This is a genomic window from Streptomyces cyaneofuscatus (assembly GCF_033109485.1).
In the GTDB taxonomy this organism is placed as follows: domain Bacteria; phylum Actinomycetota; class Actinomycetes; order Streptomycetales; family Streptomycetaceae; genus Streptomyces; species Streptomyces cyaneofuscatus.
In genome coordinates, this window is sequence record NZ_CP137002.1 from 2,625,511 (window position 1) to 2,642,379 (window position 16,869).

Sequence of the window (16,869 nt, forward strand, 5' to 3'; positions counted from 1 at the left end):
GCAGCCGGCAGCAGGGACGAGCAGGGGCATGGATCGCATATGAGCGCGCAGGATTCCGGTACGGCCGACCGCCGGCGGCAGTTCGCCGATGAGGCCCGGTCCGAGCGGCCGGATCTGGCGCTGCTCTGCCTGCTGATGGGCGCGGAGGCGGGCCCGGTCGGCCCCGAGGAACCGCGCCCGGTCGATCCGGCGGAGACCTCCCCCGACCCGTACGGGATCGACGCGGCGCAGATCGAGCTGGACCGGCTGGCCGGGCTGTTGCCCTACGGCGCCCGCTCCCCCGTCGCCTGGGCCTCGGCGCTGGCCGAACTGCTCGGCGAGCGGCACGAGTTCGGCGGATCGTCGGCGGACTACCAACGGCTGGAGTCCTCGCTCCTCCAGCAGGTACTGCGGCGCCGCCGGGGGCTGCCGATCCTGCTCTCGGTGGTCTGGATCGAGGTCGCCCGGCGGGCCGGCGCCCCGGTGTTCGGCGTGGCGCTGCCCGGCCATTTCGTGGTCGGCTTCGGGGACCCGGCACAGCCGGTGCTCGTCGATCCGTTCACCGGGGGCGGGCCGCTGACCGGCCAGGACGCGGACCTCCTGGTCACCGCGGCGACGGGGGCGCCGCTGGAGCCGTCCATGCTGACGCCCGCGCGGCCGCTGGAGATCGTGCTGCGGATCCTGAACAACATCAGGGCCTGGGCCGCCGCCCGCCCCGAGCGCACGGATGTCGCCCTCTGGGCGGTGGAGCTCTCGCTGCTACTGCCCTCGCACCCGGCGCGGCTGCGCTACGAGCGGGCTCAACTCCTGGTCCAGCGCGGGGAGTTCCAGCGCGGGGCGGCGGAGATGGAGGAGTACGCGGAGGTGCTCGACGCCATCGAGCCGACCACGGCCGAGGCGATCCGGCACAAGGCCCAGGCGGCCCGGGCCCTGCTGAACTGAGCCGGATCCGGCCATTCCGCCACGCCGTGCGCTCCTGTTTTACATCCGAACGCCCCCATCCGCGCCCATCAGGCACGGGAATCCGCCAATTCGTCGGCGTACCCGAATGCTCATGCGCTCCACTGGAGACCCGTCACCCGACGCGCACACGCCATCGCATTCTGCGATACGCCTGTAGTGCGCGCGCCAGGAGAGAAATGCCGAGGGCAGCTTGATGACAACCGTTCTGCTGGTCCACACCGTGCCGCTGTGGCGCGCTTCGCTGGCCTCCCTGCTCGGCGCGGGGCAGGGAATAGACGTGACGACCGCCGACCGGGGCGCGATACGTTCGGCGCTCGCCGGCATCGGGCCGGGACCAGGACCGGATGTGCTGCTCACCGACCTCGACTGTCCGGACGCGCTGGATGTCCTGGAGGAGGTGCGGTCGCTGGCCGAACCGCACGGCAGGGGCTGTCCGCTGGCGGTTCTCACCCGCAGCGACCGGCCTCGCGGGCTGCGCCGGGCCTACGAGGCGGGCGCCCGCGGCTATATCGACAAGTACCGGCCGGTGGACGACCTCTCCGAAGTCATGCACAAACTGGCCGACGGCGGGCGGCATATCGACGAGTCACTTGCCTTCAGCCTGTTACAGGTGGCCGACATGCCCTTATCTCCCAGGGAATTGAGCGTGCTCTCCCTTGCCGAGGGCGGGGAAACCGTCTCCGGAATCGCGCAGCGGCTGCATCTGACGCCGGGGACGGTGCGCAATTACCTCGCCGCCGCCATTCGGAAGTCGGGGGCGCGCAATCGGGTCGACGCGATCAGAAGAGCGAAGGAGGCGGGGTGGATATGAGCCCGTTCCCACGGCCGCTCTTGCGGGGCTCCTGGTCCGGTTCGCCGTTCTCACGGCGGGGCTCCTCGTCCGGTTCCCAGAGTCCGGCCAGGTCCCGGTAGAGGGCCGAGGTGCGCAGCAGCTCGGCGGAGGTGCCGCAGCGGGAGCGGGGGCCGTCCATCACCAGGATCCGGTCGGCGCGGCGGGCCGAGCTGAGGCGGTGGGCGACGACCACCAGGGCGCCCGGCAGCGCGGCGAAGGCACGCTCGGCACGGGTCTCGGCGGCCGGGTCCAGGCGGCTGGTCGCCTCGTCGAGGACGGTGAGGGGCGGGGCCGCCAGGTAGGCGCGGCCGAGGGCGACGAGCTGGCGTTCCCCCTGCGAGAGCCGGTCCGGTTCCAGGGGCTCGTCGAGCGATCCGAGCCGGGAGAGCAGGGGGTCCAGGCCGAGCGCGTCGATCATGGCGGCGATGGACCGGTCGCTCGCGTCGGGGCGGAGATAGCGGAGGTTGTCGCGCAGCGAGCCGGTGAACACGTAGGCGTGCTGGGGCAGCAGGACGCGTACGGAGGTGGCGTCGGCCCCGCGCACCGGCCGCCCGTGCCACAGCACCGTGCCTCCGGTGGGCGCCTCCACCCCGGCGAGGACGGCGGCGAGCGTCGATTTGCCGCTGCCGCTCGGCCCGACGACGGCCAGGTGCTCGCCGGGGGCGACGGAGAGGGAGAGCCGGTCGAGGACGGGGTGCGCGGCGGGGCCGTACGCGAAGGTGACGGCGCGGAGTTCGGCGACGGGGGCGTGGTCCCGCGGGGGTGGTCCCTGGCTGTCGCTCTCGTCCTCGGCCGGTGGCGGCGGCGCGTCCGTGAAGCGGTCCAGGACCACCAGCAGGCGGCCGCCGACCGTGGAGAGCATGGTCATCAGCGCTTGGACCGCCGGGGCGAGCGCCTGGGTGAGGTACGTCAGCGCGCCCACCAGGGCGCCGGGTGTGAGGCCGTTGCGGAGCAGCCAGGGAGCGCCGAGGAGCAGCAGGAGGGGCGGGAAGCGCCCGCAGACCGCCAGCGCCACCACCCGTACGCCGGACCAGCGGGCCAGTGAACGGGCCGCGCGGACCTGGTCGTCGGCCAGGTCCCGGGACTCCGCCACCGTACGGTCGGCGGCCCCGGCGGCGGCGAGGTCCCGCAGGTCGGCGGCGGCCTTGCCCGCGTGGGCCGCGTACGCCTCGTCGGCGGTGAGGTAGTCGCGCTGGCGGGCGGCCATCGGCAGCAGGGTGGCCAGGAAGAGGGCGGCGCCCAGGATCAGCGGGGGCAGCACGACCAGCAGGAGCCTCGGCTCCAGGGCCAGCAGCCCCGCCACCGCCCCGGCCACCGTGAACACGAACGACCGCAGCGTCAGGACGAGTCCGGCCCAGCCGTCCCGGGCGATCTCACTCTGATGGGTGACCTGGGAGAGGGAGCGGGCGGTGGTGCCGGCGGGGTGCGCGAGGGCGCCGGAGAGCGCCCGGGAGACGGCGCGCCGCACGAGTCCGTCGCGCAGCGGCTCCACCAGGTCCGCGAGGCGTCCGAAGACCCCGCGGGTGGCGAGCTGGGCGGGGAGTACGGCGACGGCGGCGACGGCCAGCCAGAGGAGGCCGGTGAGCGGGCGCCCGGCGAGGAAGCCGTGGTCCAGCGCCCGGGCGACGCCGAATCCGCCCAGGAAGGTCTGGACGAACTCCAGCAGGGACCAGCCGGCCAGCCGCAGGACGGTTCCGGTGCGGGCGCGGAGGAAGGGGCGGGCGTCGCGCGTGACGCGGGAGAGGGCGCCGTTGCGGCGGGCCGTGTTGGGTGCCGTGTGGGGTGCTTTCACCGGGCCTCCACTTCCGTACGGGCCAGGGGTACCGCCCCCGCCTCCGCCACCTCCGTACGGAACACCGCCCGGTACTCCGGATCCGCCCAGAGCTCCTCGTGCGGTCCCGTCGCCCGGACCCGGCCGTCCTCCAGCCAGAGGACCCGGTCCGCGCGGGCGGCCGAGGAGAGGCGGTGGGCCACGATCACGCGGGTGCAGCGCCCGGCCCGCTCGTCGAGGGCGCGGCGGACGTGGTGCTCGGTGACGGTGTCGAGGCCGGAGAGCGCGTCGTCCAGGATCAGCAGGCGGCCGGGGTGGGCGAACGCGCGGGCCAGGCCCAGGCGTTGCCGTTCGCCGCCGGAGAGCGGGGCGTCGGTGAGGGGGGTGGCGTAGCCGTACGGGAGGAGCCCGATGAACCCGTCGGCGCGGGCGGCCCGGGCGGCGGCCTGTACCGCCTCGGGGTCCGCGGTCCACGCCCCGAAGGCGATCGTGTCCCCGACGGTGGTGCCGGGCAGGGCGGGGCGGGCGAAGGCGTAGGCGATCTCGGGGCGCAGGAGGGCGGGGTCCATGGCGGTGAGCGGGACGCCGTCCAGCAGGACGGTTCCGGTGTCCGGGTCGAGCAGCCGTCCGGCCACCGCCGCGAACACCGACTTGCCCGAGCCGGAGCGGCCGACGACGGCGAGTGAGGTGCCGCCGGGGACGGTGAGGTGGACCTCGGTGAGCAGCGGCTTTCCGTCCGGCTTTCCGTCCTGGGCGACGCCGACGTCCCGGAATTCGAGGTGGCCCGGGCCGCCGGGGAGCGGGCCCAGCCCCTCGTGCGGCAGCGGGTCCAGGGTGAGCAGCGGGTCCAGGGTGCGGGCGGCGGCGCGGCTGCGGGCGAGGGCGCCGAGGGCTCCGGTGAGGGCGCCGATGCCGACGGCGAGGGCCGCGTACCGGGAGGCGGCGACGAGGTCGCCGACGCCGATCGCGCCCGCGTGGAGCCGGAGTCCGCCGACCGCGAGGACCAGCAGCATGAGGAGGGGCAGCAGGAGGGCACTCTGGCCGGCGGCCCGCCCGTACACGGTCCAGGTGCGGCGGCCGTGGTCGGCCAGGGCACCGAGCGGTTCGAGGATGCGGCGGTACTCGCGGGCTCCGGTGCGGGCGGCGCGGATCGTGTCGGCGCCGTCGAGGGCCTCGGTGAGGCGGTGGGCGATGACGGACTGAGCACGCTGGTAGTCGGCCCCGGCGTCGGCGGTGCGGCGGGTGAAGGTGTGCAGGAGGGCGACGAGGAGGGGCGCGCCGAGCAGGAAGGCGGCCGCTGTCCAGGGGTCGATGAGGAAGAGGCCGGTGACCGCGCCGAGCGGCAGCAGGACGCCCGCGACGGCTCCGGCTGCGGTGACGGGTGCGGCCGCCGCGTCGGCGGTGCGGGCGGTGAGCCGGGCGGTGAGGTCGCCGGTCGGTACGGCGAGGGCGTCGCGCGGTTCGGCGGCCAGCACCCGGGCGGTGGTGCGGGTGCGCAGGTGGGCGGTGAGGCGGGCGGTGGTGCTGGTGCCGAGGACGGCCGCACCCGCGTCGAACCCGGTCTCGGCGAGGGTCAGTACGGCGCAGAGCAGCAGCCCGGACCAGGGCACGGGCCCGCCGTCGATGAGCCCGTCGACGGTGTGGCCGAGGGCGGCGGGCAGGGCGAGGGCGGCGAGCGCGCCGCCGGTGGAGCAGAGGAACAGGGCCAGGAGGGCGGCGGGGTGGCGGCGGGCGAGCCGCCGGGTGCCGGATGCCGTCGCGGGGCGGGGGTTCAGCCGCACGTGGTGTTCCTTTCCGGACCCGTGCCGATCGCGTACACACGTACGGACGCCGCCGGTCCCGGGCGGACGAACCGCGCGGGACCGGCGGACGGGCCGCCCGGCCCGCCGGTAGGTCACCGGCGGAGCGGGCGGCGAGGCGTCACGGGGTGCAGAGGACCACGCTCAGCGAGCTGAACTCACAGACCAGCAGCGAGACCTGGCTGCCCGTGGCGAGCTCGCCGAAGGACTCCTCGGCCGGGGTCTCCATCGCCTGAAGGTCAAGAAGCGCCATGATGGTGTTTCCTTTCTGGGACGGTAACCGGAACCCGTTGCTCCGGCTGGATATTGAGCGGTGGTGTTGCTACGACCCCTGAAGGAGCCGGTCCGTGGGGCCGCTCGCGCGGCCGGGATGCGCCGCCTGTGGAGCGGCGGCGACCGCCTGTGGAGCTGCGGCGGCGAGGAAGGGAAGCGTGGTGGGCGGGCCCGGCGCGGTGTCCAGCGCGCTGCCCAGGGCGAGCAGGCAGCCGGCGGTCCCGGTGGCCAGGTCCATCGACATCCGCATCAACTGCTCACCGGCGAAGGCGAGTCCGCCCTCGTACGCGAGTGCGTGGCCGGCCAGGAGGCGGGTGTGGAGGCGGATCGCCCGCTGCCGGGTCTCCTCGTCGCACAGGGGCGTGGCCGCCAGGTGCATGAGGAGTCCGGCCGACCCGCGCAGCAGTCCGGGCTGGACGTAGAAGGCGGAGAGCGCGGCCGGGAGCAGGGCGCGGCCCTTGGCCTCCAGGTCGGGATCGGGGCGTTGGGCCAGGTAGGCGTCGATGACGGCCGCGATGCCGGCGCTGCCCGCTCCGAGGTAGGGCATCAGCCGCTTGCCCTCGACGACGAGGAGTTCGCCGTCGTCGCCCGCCCGGCACCGGTCCAGGTCGCGCCGGAGCGCGGCGGCCGCCAGGTCGAGGAGAGCGGGGTCGCCGGTGGTCTCGTACCGGCGGACCAGCAGCAGGGCGATGCCGGTCGCGCCGTGCAGGAGGCCGGTGCGCGGTGACGGCGGGCCGTCGACCAGGGCGCGTACGGCGAGGGCGGTGGCCCGGCCCGCGGCTGCGGCGAGCGCCGGGGCTTCGGTGGCGGAGGCGGTGCGGGCCAGGTCGTCGAGGGCGAGGCCGATACCGGCGTACCCGCTGTGCAGGCCCGGTGTCAGGCCCTCCAGGGGCTGGTCGAGGACGATCCGGATGAGGTCGGCGGCCTCAGCGGTGCGGCCGGTCCGGTGGAGCGTCCAGGCGATGCCGGTGAGGCCGTCGTAGAAGCCGAGGGGGGAGCCGGAGGCCGGGTCCTTGGCCTGCCGCACCAGCCATTCCTCGGCCGGCTCGCAGCGCGGGGCGCCGGTCTCGTGCAGGGCGTAGAGCACGCCGGCCGCCCCGTAGGCGAAGGACTGGCCGCCGGTCGCCGTGGCGAACTGGGCGATGTCGCCCGGGAAACATCGGTCCTGGCGGTCGGGCGTGCAGGAGGCGGCGATGGCGCGGGCCATCGCGGCGCGGCTCTCCGGCCAGTCACCGGGATCGGGCACCGGCGCGGCCAGCGGTTCCGCACCCCGCCGGGCCTGCTCCGCACCCCGCCGGATCTCCTCCACCGCCGGTTGCAGGCTCTCCTCCGCCACCGGGAAGACGCGGGCGATCTCGCGCGCCAGGCCGGCGGCCTTCGAGCGGTCGATGCCGAACAGCGTGGTGAGCGGCAGATACAGGGCGAGCCGCAGACAGGCCAGCGCGTACCGGTCGATCTCGGTGCCGCGCCGGTCGGACGGGGCCACGAAGGCCGGGTTGGCGACGATCTGGCGGCGCCGGTCGCCGGCCGGGGAGGCGGCCTCGAAGTCGAGGAGGAAGATCCGGGAGGTCTCCTCGTCGACCATGACGTTGCTCATGTGCAGGTCGCTGATGACGATGCCCCGGCCGTGGACGGCCTCGACGGCGCGCTCGACCTTCCCGTACAACTCCTCGGCCCACGCCGCGTGTTCGGCGAGCAGCTCGGGGGCCGGGTTCTGCCGGGCGAGCGGGAAGCGGCGGGCGAAGACGGTGTTGAGGGTGGTGCCCGGAAGGTACTGGAGGACGAGGAAGTGGTGGCCGCCGACCTCGAACGCGTCGTGCACGGCCGGTACGCAGTCGAGTCCGGCCAGCTGCTCCAGCGCGGTCCGCTCCCGCTCCAGACGGGCGACGGCGTCGGCCCCGTCGGCGGCGAGCCCGGCGTAGGGGCGGGCCTCCTTGAGGACGACCTGCTCGCCGGTACGGGTGTCGCGGCCGAGGTAGACCCCGCCGCCGTTGGAGAAGTGCAGCGCCTTCTCGACGGTGTACGGCACATCGCCGAGACCGACGGCGGCGCGGGCTTCGAGGTGCGGGCGCAGGAAGCCGGGCGGCGTCACCCAGGCGGGTATCCGGAAGGCCGGGCCCCGGTCGTCGGGGACCAGACGCCCCTGCGGGTCGGCGACGGCGGGCACGGGCCGCCCGTCGGGGCCCGTACAGAAGCGGGCGGCGAACGCCCCGTACCGGGTGTGCACCGGACCGTTCCCGCAGCGCAGATCGCTGAGGATGTACGGGCCGTGCTCGCCCTCCAGCAGCTTCATCAGCGCGGCGCACACCTCGGGGAACGTGTCCTCGGAGTGCGGGTAGACGGTGATGAACTTGCCGCTCCCCGCCCGGTCGGCGTACTTGGCGTTCCGCAGGTTCAGCAGGCCGGGCGACGGGACGCACTTGAAGGGCAGCCGGTGGGCCAGACAGTGTCCGGCGACCCGCTCCAGGACGGACGCGGCGTTGTCGGCGGCGGCCGATATGTGGATCTTCCAGCCCTGGGCCGGCAGCCGGAGCCCGTCCGGGCTGAAGGAGAGCCAGTCCCCGCGGCGGGAGCGGGTCCACCCCTGGGGGGCGGCGCCCCGGACCGGTGCGTAGAACGAACCCTCCTCAGCGCCGTCCTGGAGGGAACGGTGGGGGGCGTCGTAGAAGCGGCGGTCCGCCTGGCAGTACGCGGCGTACTCCGGATTCACGACATTCCCCCCGCTCGGTCGTTGCTGGCGAGAGAGAAATTGTCACAACGATGAGCAGCGCCAATAGTCACCGATGTCATGACTCATACATGCGCGCGATCCATGCGGACCGCACCGCCGACCGGTGATTTCCCTGGTGCGGGCAGGGGCGCGCGCGGGGCGTGTTCGGCTGGCGCCGCACAACAGCCTGTCCCCGTCCAGGTACGGAATCAGCCTGCCGCGGGCGCACCAGCCCGTCCCGTCCAGGTGCGGAATCAACCCGCCGCGCGCACCAGCCCGTCCCCCGCGGCGGTACGGAAATAGAGCACGGACCGTCCGTCCCTGCGGCGGCGCACCAGTCCCGCGTCCAGCAGAACCCGCAGATGGCGCCCGACGGACCCCAGCCCCTGCCCGGTCAGCGCCACGAGCTGGGTCGTGCTGAGCGGCGAGGCCAGCAGGACCAGGACGCCCGCCCGCGCCGGGCCGATCAGCGCGCCGAGCGCCTGCGGTACGGGGGCACGCCCGGTGTCGGCGAGCGCGCCCGCGCACGGGTAGACGACGCCGTAGCGGTGCGGGATGTCCCAGCAGACCCAGCCCACGTCGGCGGTGACGGGGGTGAACACCAGTTGGGCGCCGCCCAGTTCGCGCGGCGGGTTGTCGTACGTGTTGATCTGGAGCCGGCTCTCCCCCAGCCACCGCATCCCCGGCCGCATCCCGTCGAGCGCCTGCGCCCAGCCGCCCCGGCTCAACTGGGCGGCCCGGGCGATCACATCGGCCTCCAGGACCCGGCGCCGGGCGGGCCACTCCGGCTCCACGGCACGCGTCCACACCCACTCCAGGACATCGGCGCTCCGCCCCGCCAGGTCGTCCCGGTCCAGCGCGGCGGGCAGCGGCCGGCGCAGCGCCACGGCGAGATCGGCGCGGGCCCGCTCCGGCGGGGTCGCCCGGACCCGCGCCAGCTCCTGGGCGAAGGTGTCCGGCTCCTGTCCGGCGGGCGGGGGCACGGGGGCGGGGGTGAGGAAGTCGGCGCTCCAGCGGGGGGTGAGGGCGGCGCGGACGATACGGGCGGAGAGCGGTTCCTCGGCCCGCCGGCGCCGGTAGGCGGGCAGCCACCGCTCCAGCCAGGCGCGCTCGCGCGGATGCGCGGCGACGGCCCGCTCCAGGGTGCGCAGGCTCGCCACGGTCTCGGCCAGCGGCGAGACGACGAAGCGGCTGGTGGCGAGGGTGTCCGTACTGATCTGCCACCAGCCCACGGCCCGCCCCCGGATCCTCGGTGTTTCGCCTGCCCGCGAAAGAGTGATGTTTCGCCTGCCCGCGAAAGAATAACGAGCCCGGAGAGCACCCCCGCACACTCCGCTGATGCGCACCTACCGCGAACTCTGCCGCACCCCGGAGTTCCTCCCCTTCTTCACGACCGTCTCCGTGCAGGTGGCGGCGCAGACCGCGAGCGGCCTCGCCCTCGGCACCCTGGTGTACGCGTCGACCGGCTCACCGCTGCTTTCGGCGCTGGCGATGTTCGGCCCGTCCCTGGCGCAGGTCGCCGGGGCGCTCACCCTGCTGTCGGCGGCGGACCGGCTGCCGCCGCGCGCCACGCTGACCGGCCTGGCGCTGCTGTACGCGCTGGGCACCGGAGTGCAGGCGGTCCCGGGCCTGCCCCTGGGGGCGGTCTTCGCGGTCCTGCTGGCCCTCGGGGTGGCCTCCTCCCTGGGCGGCGGGGTGCGGTACGGGCTGCTCAACGAGATCCTGCCGCGCCACGGCTTCCTGCTCGGCCGCTCGGTGCTCAACATGTCGGTAGGCACCATGCAGATCGCCGGGTTCGCGGTGGGCGGGGTACTGGTGACCGCGCTCTCGGCGCGCGGCACGCTGCTGGTGGGGGCGGGGTTGTACGTCGTCGCGGCCGCCCTCGCCCGCTTCGGGCTCACCGCCCGGCCGCCCCGCGCCACCGGCCGGGCCTCGGTCCGGGAGACCTGGCGGACCAATGCGCTCCTCTGGTCGTCCGCACCCCGCCGCTCCGTCTACCTCGCCCTGTGGGTGCCCAACGGGCTCGTGGTGGGGTGCGAGTCCCTGTACATCGCCTACGCGCCCGGGCACGCGGGGCTCCTCTTCGCCTGCGGGGCCCTGGGGATGCTGGCCGGGGACACGCTGGTGGGCCGGTTCGTGCCGGGGCGGTGGCGCGCCCGGCTCGGCGCTCCGCTGCGGCTGCTGCTGGCCGCCCCGTACCTGCTGTTCGCCCTGGACCCCGGGGTGCCGGTGGCGGTGGTCGCGGTGGTGCTGGCGAGCGTCGGGTTCAGCGCGAGCCTGCTGCTCCAGGAACGGCTGATGGCCCTGACACCGGAGGAGATGAGCGGGCACGCGCTGGGGCTGAGCTCCTCGGGGATGCTGGCGATGCAGGGCGTGGGCGCGGCCGTCGCGGGGTCCGTCGCCCAGCTGACCTCGCCCGGGACCGGGATGGCGGCGGTCGCGGCGCTCTCGCTGGCGGTGACGGTGGCCCTGGCGCCGGGGCTGCGGGCGGGACGCGTGCCGGAGGCGGCGGCAGGCAGACTGCAAGGGGACGGATCACCCGACGGATCACCCGACGGATCGCCCGACGCACCACCCCGTACGAAGGAAACGAAGGAGACGAAGACCTCGTGACCAGCCAGGACACCCCCGACTCCCCCAACTCCCCCAACTCCCCCGAGAACGAAGCGAAGAAGGCGCCGGGCAGCCAGCGCGAGGCCATGCTCGCGGGCGAGCTCTACCTCGCCGATGACCCGGAGATCGCGGCGGACGCCCTGCGCTCGGCGCTCTTGAACGAGCGCTTCAACGCCACGTCGGCCGGCGCCCCCGAGGCCCGCCGCGCCGCGCTGGCCGAGCTGCTGGGCGAGCTGGGCGAGGGCGCCGAGATCCGCCCGCCGCTGCGGGTGGACTACGGGCACCAGATCACGGTGGGGCCGCGCACGTTCGTGAACTTCGGGGCGGTGTTCCTGGACGTCGCCCGCATCACGATCGGCGCCGACGTCCAGATGGGCCCGAACGTCCAGCTCCTCACCCCGACCCACCCCATCGATCCGGAACCGCGCCGCGCCAAGTGGGAGGCCGCGCAGCCGATCACGATCGGGGACAACGTGTGGCTGGGCGGCGGGGCGATCGTCTGCCCGGGGGTGTCCATCGGGGAGAACACGGTGGTCGGGGCGGGTGCGGTGGTCACGAAGGACCTGCCGGCGAATGTGGTCGCGGTGGGCAATCCGGCCCGGGTGATCCGGAAGATCGGCGAGGGGGCGGAGGCGGGGCCGGGGGCTTCGTAACCGTAGAGCTGGAGTCGTGGACCGGCCCGAGCCTCGTCCACGGCCCCAGGCCCCCCTACGCCTCCCCCCAAGCCTCCGTGGCGCACGAGACCTCGAAGTGCCACCACCCCTCCTCCTCGCCCCGGACGAGCAGCTCCTTGATCGCCCGGAGGTCCGCGCCGCCCGGCACGGTGAACGCGACCAGCGGAAAGTCCGCGCTGAAGACCTCGCCGCCCAGCCCGAAAGGGGCGAGCCGCTCGTGCACGGCGCGGGCGTCCCGCCCGAGCGGACCGTCCGGCAGGGGCAGCACCCGTACCGTGCAGTTCCCCGAGTCGGCCACCCGCCCGGCGGACCAGTGCACCCCGTCCGCGTCGGTCGTGAACCGTACGGTCTCGCCCTCGGCGACCCCGTCCTGGAGGAAGGGCACGTTGTCGACCCGGGCGATGTCGGCGCTCAGCCGGGTCGCCCACAGCCCCTCGGTCTCGTACGGCAGCCCGTCCTCGCGCGGGACGAAGCGGAACCAGACCTTGATCCGCCGGCCGGCATCAGGAGACGGGCGCTCATCGCGGGGCGGACGCTCATCGCGAGGCGGGCGCTCGTCTCGGGACGGGCGCGGCGGACCGGCGTCGGGCGAGCTCATGGCCCCATGGTCCCCCTTGCGCCGGACGCCCGCTCGTCCAGCGCCGCGCCACGGGGGCCACGGCACCCACGCGGGACATCAGTTCATGAAGTCAACGAGCGCCCCAACTGACCGCGAAATCGGTCAATCGCCGCACCGCTGACGTCAGTTGTTGCGAAACAGGTCCCTCGCACGAGACGCATCACGCACACCTCTTGACGCGTACAGGCCCACCGGGGAAACATCACCGTAACGAGAGAGCGCTCTCTCGCATTCTCCCCACAGGCGCTCTCCCGCCCGTCCGTCGTGCACACGTACCACGACCCAGGAGACGTACCTTCATGCATGCTCCCCCCACCGCACCAGGCACCGCACCGCGCTCCGCACCCCGCAGGCACCGCCGCTCCAGAGCTCTCGGGTTCGCCGCGCTCGCCGTATCGCTGCTCATGGCCGTCCCCACCGCCCAGACAGCGTTCGGCGAAGAGGTCCAAGGAGACCGGAAGGCCCAGGCCGCCGTCCCGGGCGGCGGTGACCTCGGGCCGAACGTCCATGTCTTCGACCCGTCCACGCCCGACATCCAGGGCAAGGTCGACGAGATCTTCAAGAAGCAGGAGGCCGCGCAGTTCGGCCTCGACCGCTACGCGCTGCTGTTCAAGCCGGGCACGTACGACAACATCAACGCGCAGATCGGGTTCTACACCTCGATCGCGGGCCTCGGGCTCAACCCGAACGACACCACGTTCAACGGCGATGTGACGGTCGACGCGGGCTGGTTCGACGGGAACGCCACGCAGAACTTCTGGCGCTCGGCGGAGAACCTGACGCTGAACCCGGTCTCCGGCACCAACCGCTGGGCGGTCTCCCAGGCCGCGCCCTTCCGCCGGATGCACGTCAAGGGCGGGCTGAACCTGGCGCCCGACGGGTACGGCTGGGCCAGCGGCGGCTACATCGCGGACAGCAAGATCGACGGCCAGGTCGGGCCGTACTCCCAGCAGCAGTGGTACACCCGCGACAGCTCGGTGGGCGGCTGGGGCAACGGCGTCTGGAACATGACGTTCTCCGGCGTCGAGGGCGCCCCGGCCAACAGCTTCCCGGAGCCGCCGTACACGACGCTCGACACCACCCCCATCTCACGCGAGAAGCCCTTCCTCTACCTCGACGGGGACGACTACAAGGTCTTCGTCCCGGAGAAGCGGGAGAGCGCCCGCGGCACGTCTTGGGCGAACGGCACGCCGGCGGGCGAGTCGATCCCGCTGGACCAGTTCTACGTGGTGAAGGAGGGGGCGGACGCGGCGACGATCAACGCGGCCGTGGAGCAGGGCCTGCACCTGCTCTTCACGCCCGGCGTCTACCACATCGACGAGACCATCAACATCGACCGCCCCGACACGGTGGCCCTCGGCATCGGCCTCGCGACGATCATCCCGGACAGCGGGGTGACGGCGATCAAGGTCGGTGACGTATCCGGTGTGAAGCTCGCGGGCCTCCTGGTCGACGCGGGCCCGGTGAACTCCGAGACGCTGATCGAGGTCGGCCCCAAGGACGCCTCGGCCGACCACGCGGCCAACCCCACCTCGCTCCAGGACGTATTCGTACGGATCGGCGGCGCGGGCCCCGGCAAGGCGACCACGAGCATCGTCGTCAACAGCGACGACGTGATCATCGACCACACCTGGGTGTGGCGCGCGGACCACGGTGAGGGCTGGGGCTGGGAGACCAACCGGGCCGACTACGGCGTCCGCGTCAACGGTGACGACGTGCTGGCGACCGGGCTGTTCGTCGAACACTTCAACAAGTACGACGTGGAGTGGTACGGCGAACGCGGCCGCACGATCTTCTTCCAGAACGAGAAGGCGTACGACGCCCCCAACCAGGAGGCGATCCAGAACGGCGACACCAAGGGCTACGCGGCCTACCGGGTCGACGACTCGGTCGAGCAGCACGAGGGCTGGGGCATGGGCAGCTACTGCTACTACAACGTCGACCCGACCATCGTGCAGGGGCACGGCTTCAAGGCCCCGGTGAAGCCCGGCGTGAAGTTCCACAGCCTGATCGTGGTCTCGCTGGGCGGCAACGGCCAGTACGAGCACGTGATCAACGAGACCGGATCCCCGACGTCCGGCACGGAGACCGTCCCCTCGCAGGTGGTGAACTTCCCGTAACGACGGGACCTGTGCGGGACATGTACGGGAGCGGGGTCCGGCTGCTGATGAGCGCCGGGCCCCGCTCCGCCGCGCCTCCCCTGTGCCCCCAGGTCCGTCCGTACCGGATGGTGTGATCGGCGAACTCCAGCGCCATCTCGGTGGTGACGGTGGGCCGGGTGCGGCTGAGGGTGCGCAGGAAGTCCTCGGTGGTGGGCTGGGCCCGGGTCCCGGTGTCGCCCGTCGGCGAGGAACGGCCGCGGCCCCCGCCCGGGGTGTCCGGGCGGGGGCCGTCGAGGGTGCGTGCGGCCGGGAGGCTCAGCCCTCGCCGGTCAGGTTGATGGTGACCGTGCGCTCTGCCGGGGTCTTGCCGGTCAGCGCCGTCTTCATCGCCTGGGCCACGTCGTCCGCGCCGACCGGGTGCTTGGTGCCGTCGGCCTTGACTGCCTCGATGCCGTCGAAGACGCCGTCCAGGAGAGTGGTGATCGCTTCCTTGTCGTAGACGTCGACCAGCCGGCCGTCGACGGCCTTCATGGAGAGGATCTGCGGCAGCGAACGCGCCGGGCCGAACTGGATCTGCTTCGGGCCGGCCTTGATGGTGATCAGGTCGGACATCGCGGGCTCCGCGAACTCCTTCATCGCCCGGTTCAGTTCGGCCTGGGTGATGGTGGGCTCCCGGGTGGCGACGGGCAGTTCGACCACCCGCGCCTGACCGGTCTGCACCTGGGCACGGTAGGCGTCGCGGACGGAGATCAGCGACTGGCCGACGTCCAGGGTCTTGCCGGGCTTGCCCGGCACCGCGACCGCCTTGTTCGGCTCGAACCGGATCGTGCCGTCCTGGGACGAACCGGCGACACCTGCCAGATCGGTCAGCGCGACGCCGAGCTTCTCCTCGTCGACCGGGATCACCGGGTCGGCGGTGCGCGCCCCGCCGAACAGCGAGCCGATCACGGACACCGGGTTGTAGTCGCTGCCGGCGGCGCCGCGCACGGTCTCCTGGCTGTCCAGGACCAGACCGGCCTTTGCCGGGTCCAGCTTCTGCTCCTTGCCGTCCACCGACAGCGTCAGCGGCGCCTGGGAACGCTCGCCGAGAGCGGCGTCCAGCTTGGTGACCGCCTCCTCCTTCGTGCCGCCGCCGATGTCGACGCCGAGCACTGTGGTGCCCTTGGGGACCTCGGAGTGGTTCAGCAGGAGCCCGGCGCCGTAGGCGATGCCGAGCAGCACGATCGCGGCCACGCCGAGGAGGACCAGCTTGGAGCGGCCCTTCTTCGCGGGGGCGGGTGCGGGAGGCGTCGGCGCGGGGCGCGCGGCGGAGCGGCCGGGCACGGGCGCGCCCGGGCCGCCGGGGCCGCCTGGTCCGTCGGCGAACGGGTCGCCGGAGCCGCCGGTGGCGCCCGGGCCGCCGGGGAAGGGACCGCCCGGGAACGGGCCGCCGGGGCCGCCCGGGCCGCCCGGCCTGCCCGGGAACGTCGAGCGGGGCTCGCTGGGCACCACGGGGATGCCGCTGGTCAGCGTGTCGCCCGAGACGTGGCCGCCGGGGCCGGAGTCGGGCGCCGGGGACTGCGGCGTGAGGATCGCGGTGTCGTCGGAGAGCCGGGGCGGTACGCCGCCGGGGGCGCCCGGGACCATCGGGCCGGGGCCGCCGAGTCCGGGGACGCCGTCGAGGTTGGGGGTCAGGGCCGAGGTGCCGGTGACCGGGCCCGTCGTGGGGCCGGACGGGCCGGGCGAACCGGGCGTACGGATTCCGGGGTCGGGCGTGGAGCGCGGGCCCGCGCCGGGGGGCTCCGTGCTGTAGCCGTCCAAGGCGCTGCCGGAGCCGCCGGGGCCGGGGAAACCGGAACCGGAGGGGCCGGGGCCGTCACCGGGGCGCGGCGCGGCGTCCGAGAAGTACGGCAGGTCGGGACGCGGCCGGCCGGCGTCGTCGGGCCCGCCACCGGGACCCGCCGAACCCGCACCGGGCGCCCCGCCGGAACCCGGCGCACCGCCCGTACCGGAAGCAGGTGCGGGCGCCGGTGCCGGGCTCTTGCGCGGGGCGAACCAGTCGCTGCCGCTCTTCGCCTTGGCCGGCTCGTCCGCGGAGGCGGAGGACGGCTCGGTGGAGCTGCCGCCGTCCCGGGGCTGCGCGGGAGACGGGGAGGCCGGGCCGCCGGACGCACCGGTTCCGGCCGACGCGCCGGCCGTCAGGCCCGACGGCGCGGACGGTGGCGTGCCGGGGCGCGAGGTGCTGCCGGTGCGCTCCCCGTCGGGGCGGCCGGTGGCGATGTCGCTCTCGGCCATCGGCGTACGCATCACGACCGGCGGGATGGGACGCGACCCGGGGATGTTGATCCGGATGCGCGTCGTCAGCGTCGTCTCGGTCTTCGGCTCTTCGGGCCGGGGCGGATCGACGGATTCCGGGGTCTCGTCCGAGCCGGCCGGCGACGAATACTGGCGGGATCCGTACGGCGGCGTACCCGACGGGTACGCGGCTCCACCGCGCCCCTGGGGCCCGGAGGACGAACTGTCAGTTTCACGACTCAAAGCAGGTTCTCCCGATT

At 74.0% G+C, this 16,869-nt stretch carries 12 protein-coding genes; 5 read left to right on the top strand and 7 right to left on the bottom strand.

Annotation, left to right across the window (positions count from 1 at the left end; all coding sequences use genetic code 11):
• Positions 1 to 39 precede the first annotated feature (39 nt).
• Both R2B67_RS11020 and R2B67_RS11025 read left to right on the top strand, forming a co-directional pair.
• Positions 40 to 921, top strand: coding sequence for a transglutaminase family protein (locus R2B67_RS11020; RefSeq protein WP_317817565.1), 882 nt, complete (start codon positions 40 to 42; stop codon positions 919 to 921).
• A gap of 214 nt (positions 922 to 1,135) precedes the next feature.
• Positions 1,136 to 1,753 carry a response regulator transcription factor gene (locus R2B67_RS11025; RefSeq protein ID WP_030561164.1) on the top strand — a complete coding sequence of 206 codons (618 nt, stop codon included), beginning with the start codon at positions 1,136 to 1,138 and terminating at the stop codon, positions 1,751 to 1,753.
• Here the strand turns inward: R2B67_RS11025 and R2B67_RS11030 are convergent.
• The 5 genes from R2B67_RS11030 to R2B67_RS11050 form a co-directional block, all read right to left on the bottom strand.
• Entirely contained in the window at positions 1,722 to 3,566 is a 1,845-nt protein-coding gene (locus R2B67_RS11030) for an ATP-binding cassette domain-containing protein (protein WP_317817567.1), read from the bottom strand. The genes R2B67_RS11025 and R2B67_RS11030 overlap by 32 nt on opposite strands.
• A complete protein-coding gene (locus R2B67_RS11035) occupies positions 3,563 to 5,326 on the bottom strand; it encodes an ABC transporter ATP-binding protein (RefSeq protein ID WP_317817568.1) in 1,764 nt (587 codons plus the stop codon). The genes R2B67_RS11030 and R2B67_RS11035 overlap by 4 nt, the downstream gene beginning before the upstream one ends.
• A 139-nt stretch (positions 5,327 to 5,465) precedes the next feature.
• Complete coding sequence (locus tag R2B67_RS11040; protein WP_031123116.1) at positions 5,466 to 5,597, bottom strand: SapB/AmfS family lanthipeptide; 132 nt, start codon at positions 5,595 to 5,597, stop codon at positions 5,466 to 5,468.
• A gap of 69 nt (positions 5,598 to 5,666) precedes the next feature.
• A complete protein-coding gene (lanKC, locus tag R2B67_RS11045) occupies positions 5,667 to 8,327 on the bottom strand; it encodes a class III lanthionine synthetase LanKC (protein ID WP_317817572.1) in 2,661 nt (886 codons plus the stop codon).
• A 254-nt stretch (positions 8,328 to 8,581) separates the two neighbouring features.
• Positions 8,582 to 9,559, bottom strand: a complete 978-nt coding sequence (locus tag R2B67_RS11050; RefSeq protein ID WP_317817573.1) for an ArsR/SmtB family transcription factor — start codon at positions 9,557 to 9,559, stop codon at positions 8,582 to 8,584.
• A gap of 106 nt (positions 9,560 to 9,665) precedes the next feature.
• On the opposite strand from R2B67_RS11050, the gene R2B67_RS11055 reads away from it, so the two are divergent.
• Both R2B67_RS11055 and R2B67_RS11060 read left to right on the top strand, forming a co-directional pair.
• On the top strand, positions 9,666 to 10,940 hold the full coding sequence (locus R2B67_RS11055) for an MFS transporter (RefSeq protein ID WP_317817574.1): 1,275 nt from the start codon (positions 9,666 to 9,668) through the stop codon (positions 10,938 to 10,940).
• 86 nt (positions 10,941 to 11,026) lie between these two features.
• Positions 11,027 to 11,593, top strand: coding sequence for a sugar O-acetyltransferase (locus tag R2B67_RS11060; protein ID WP_317824820.1), 567 nt, complete (start codon positions 11,027 to 11,029; stop codon positions 11,591 to 11,593).
• Between the two features lie 55 nt (positions 11,594 to 11,648).
• Here R2B67_RS11060 and R2B67_RS11065 read toward each other — a convergent pair whose 3' ends face one another.
• A complete protein-coding gene (locus R2B67_RS11065) occupies positions 11,649 to 12,212 on the bottom strand; it encodes a DUF4265 domain-containing protein (RefSeq protein ID WP_317817576.1) in 564 nt (187 codons plus the stop codon).
• A gap of 320 nt (positions 12,213 to 12,532) precedes the next feature.
• Between R2B67_RS11065 and R2B67_RS11070 the strand changes: the two genes are divergently transcribed.
• Complete coding sequence (locus tag R2B67_RS11070; protein WP_317817578.1) at positions 12,533 to 14,353, top strand: pectate lyase-like domain-containing protein; 1,821 nt, start codon at positions 12,533 to 12,535, stop codon at positions 14,351 to 14,353.
• Between the two features lie 297 nt (positions 14,354 to 14,650).
• Here the strand turns inward: R2B67_RS11070 and R2B67_RS11075 are convergent, their stop codons facing one another.
• On the bottom strand, positions 14,651 to 16,852 hold the full coding sequence (locus R2B67_RS11075) for a hypothetical protein (protein ID WP_317817579.1): 2,202 nt from the start codon (positions 16,850 to 16,852) through the stop codon (positions 14,651 to 14,653).
• Between the last annotated feature and the right edge of the window lie 17 nt (positions 16,853 to 16,869).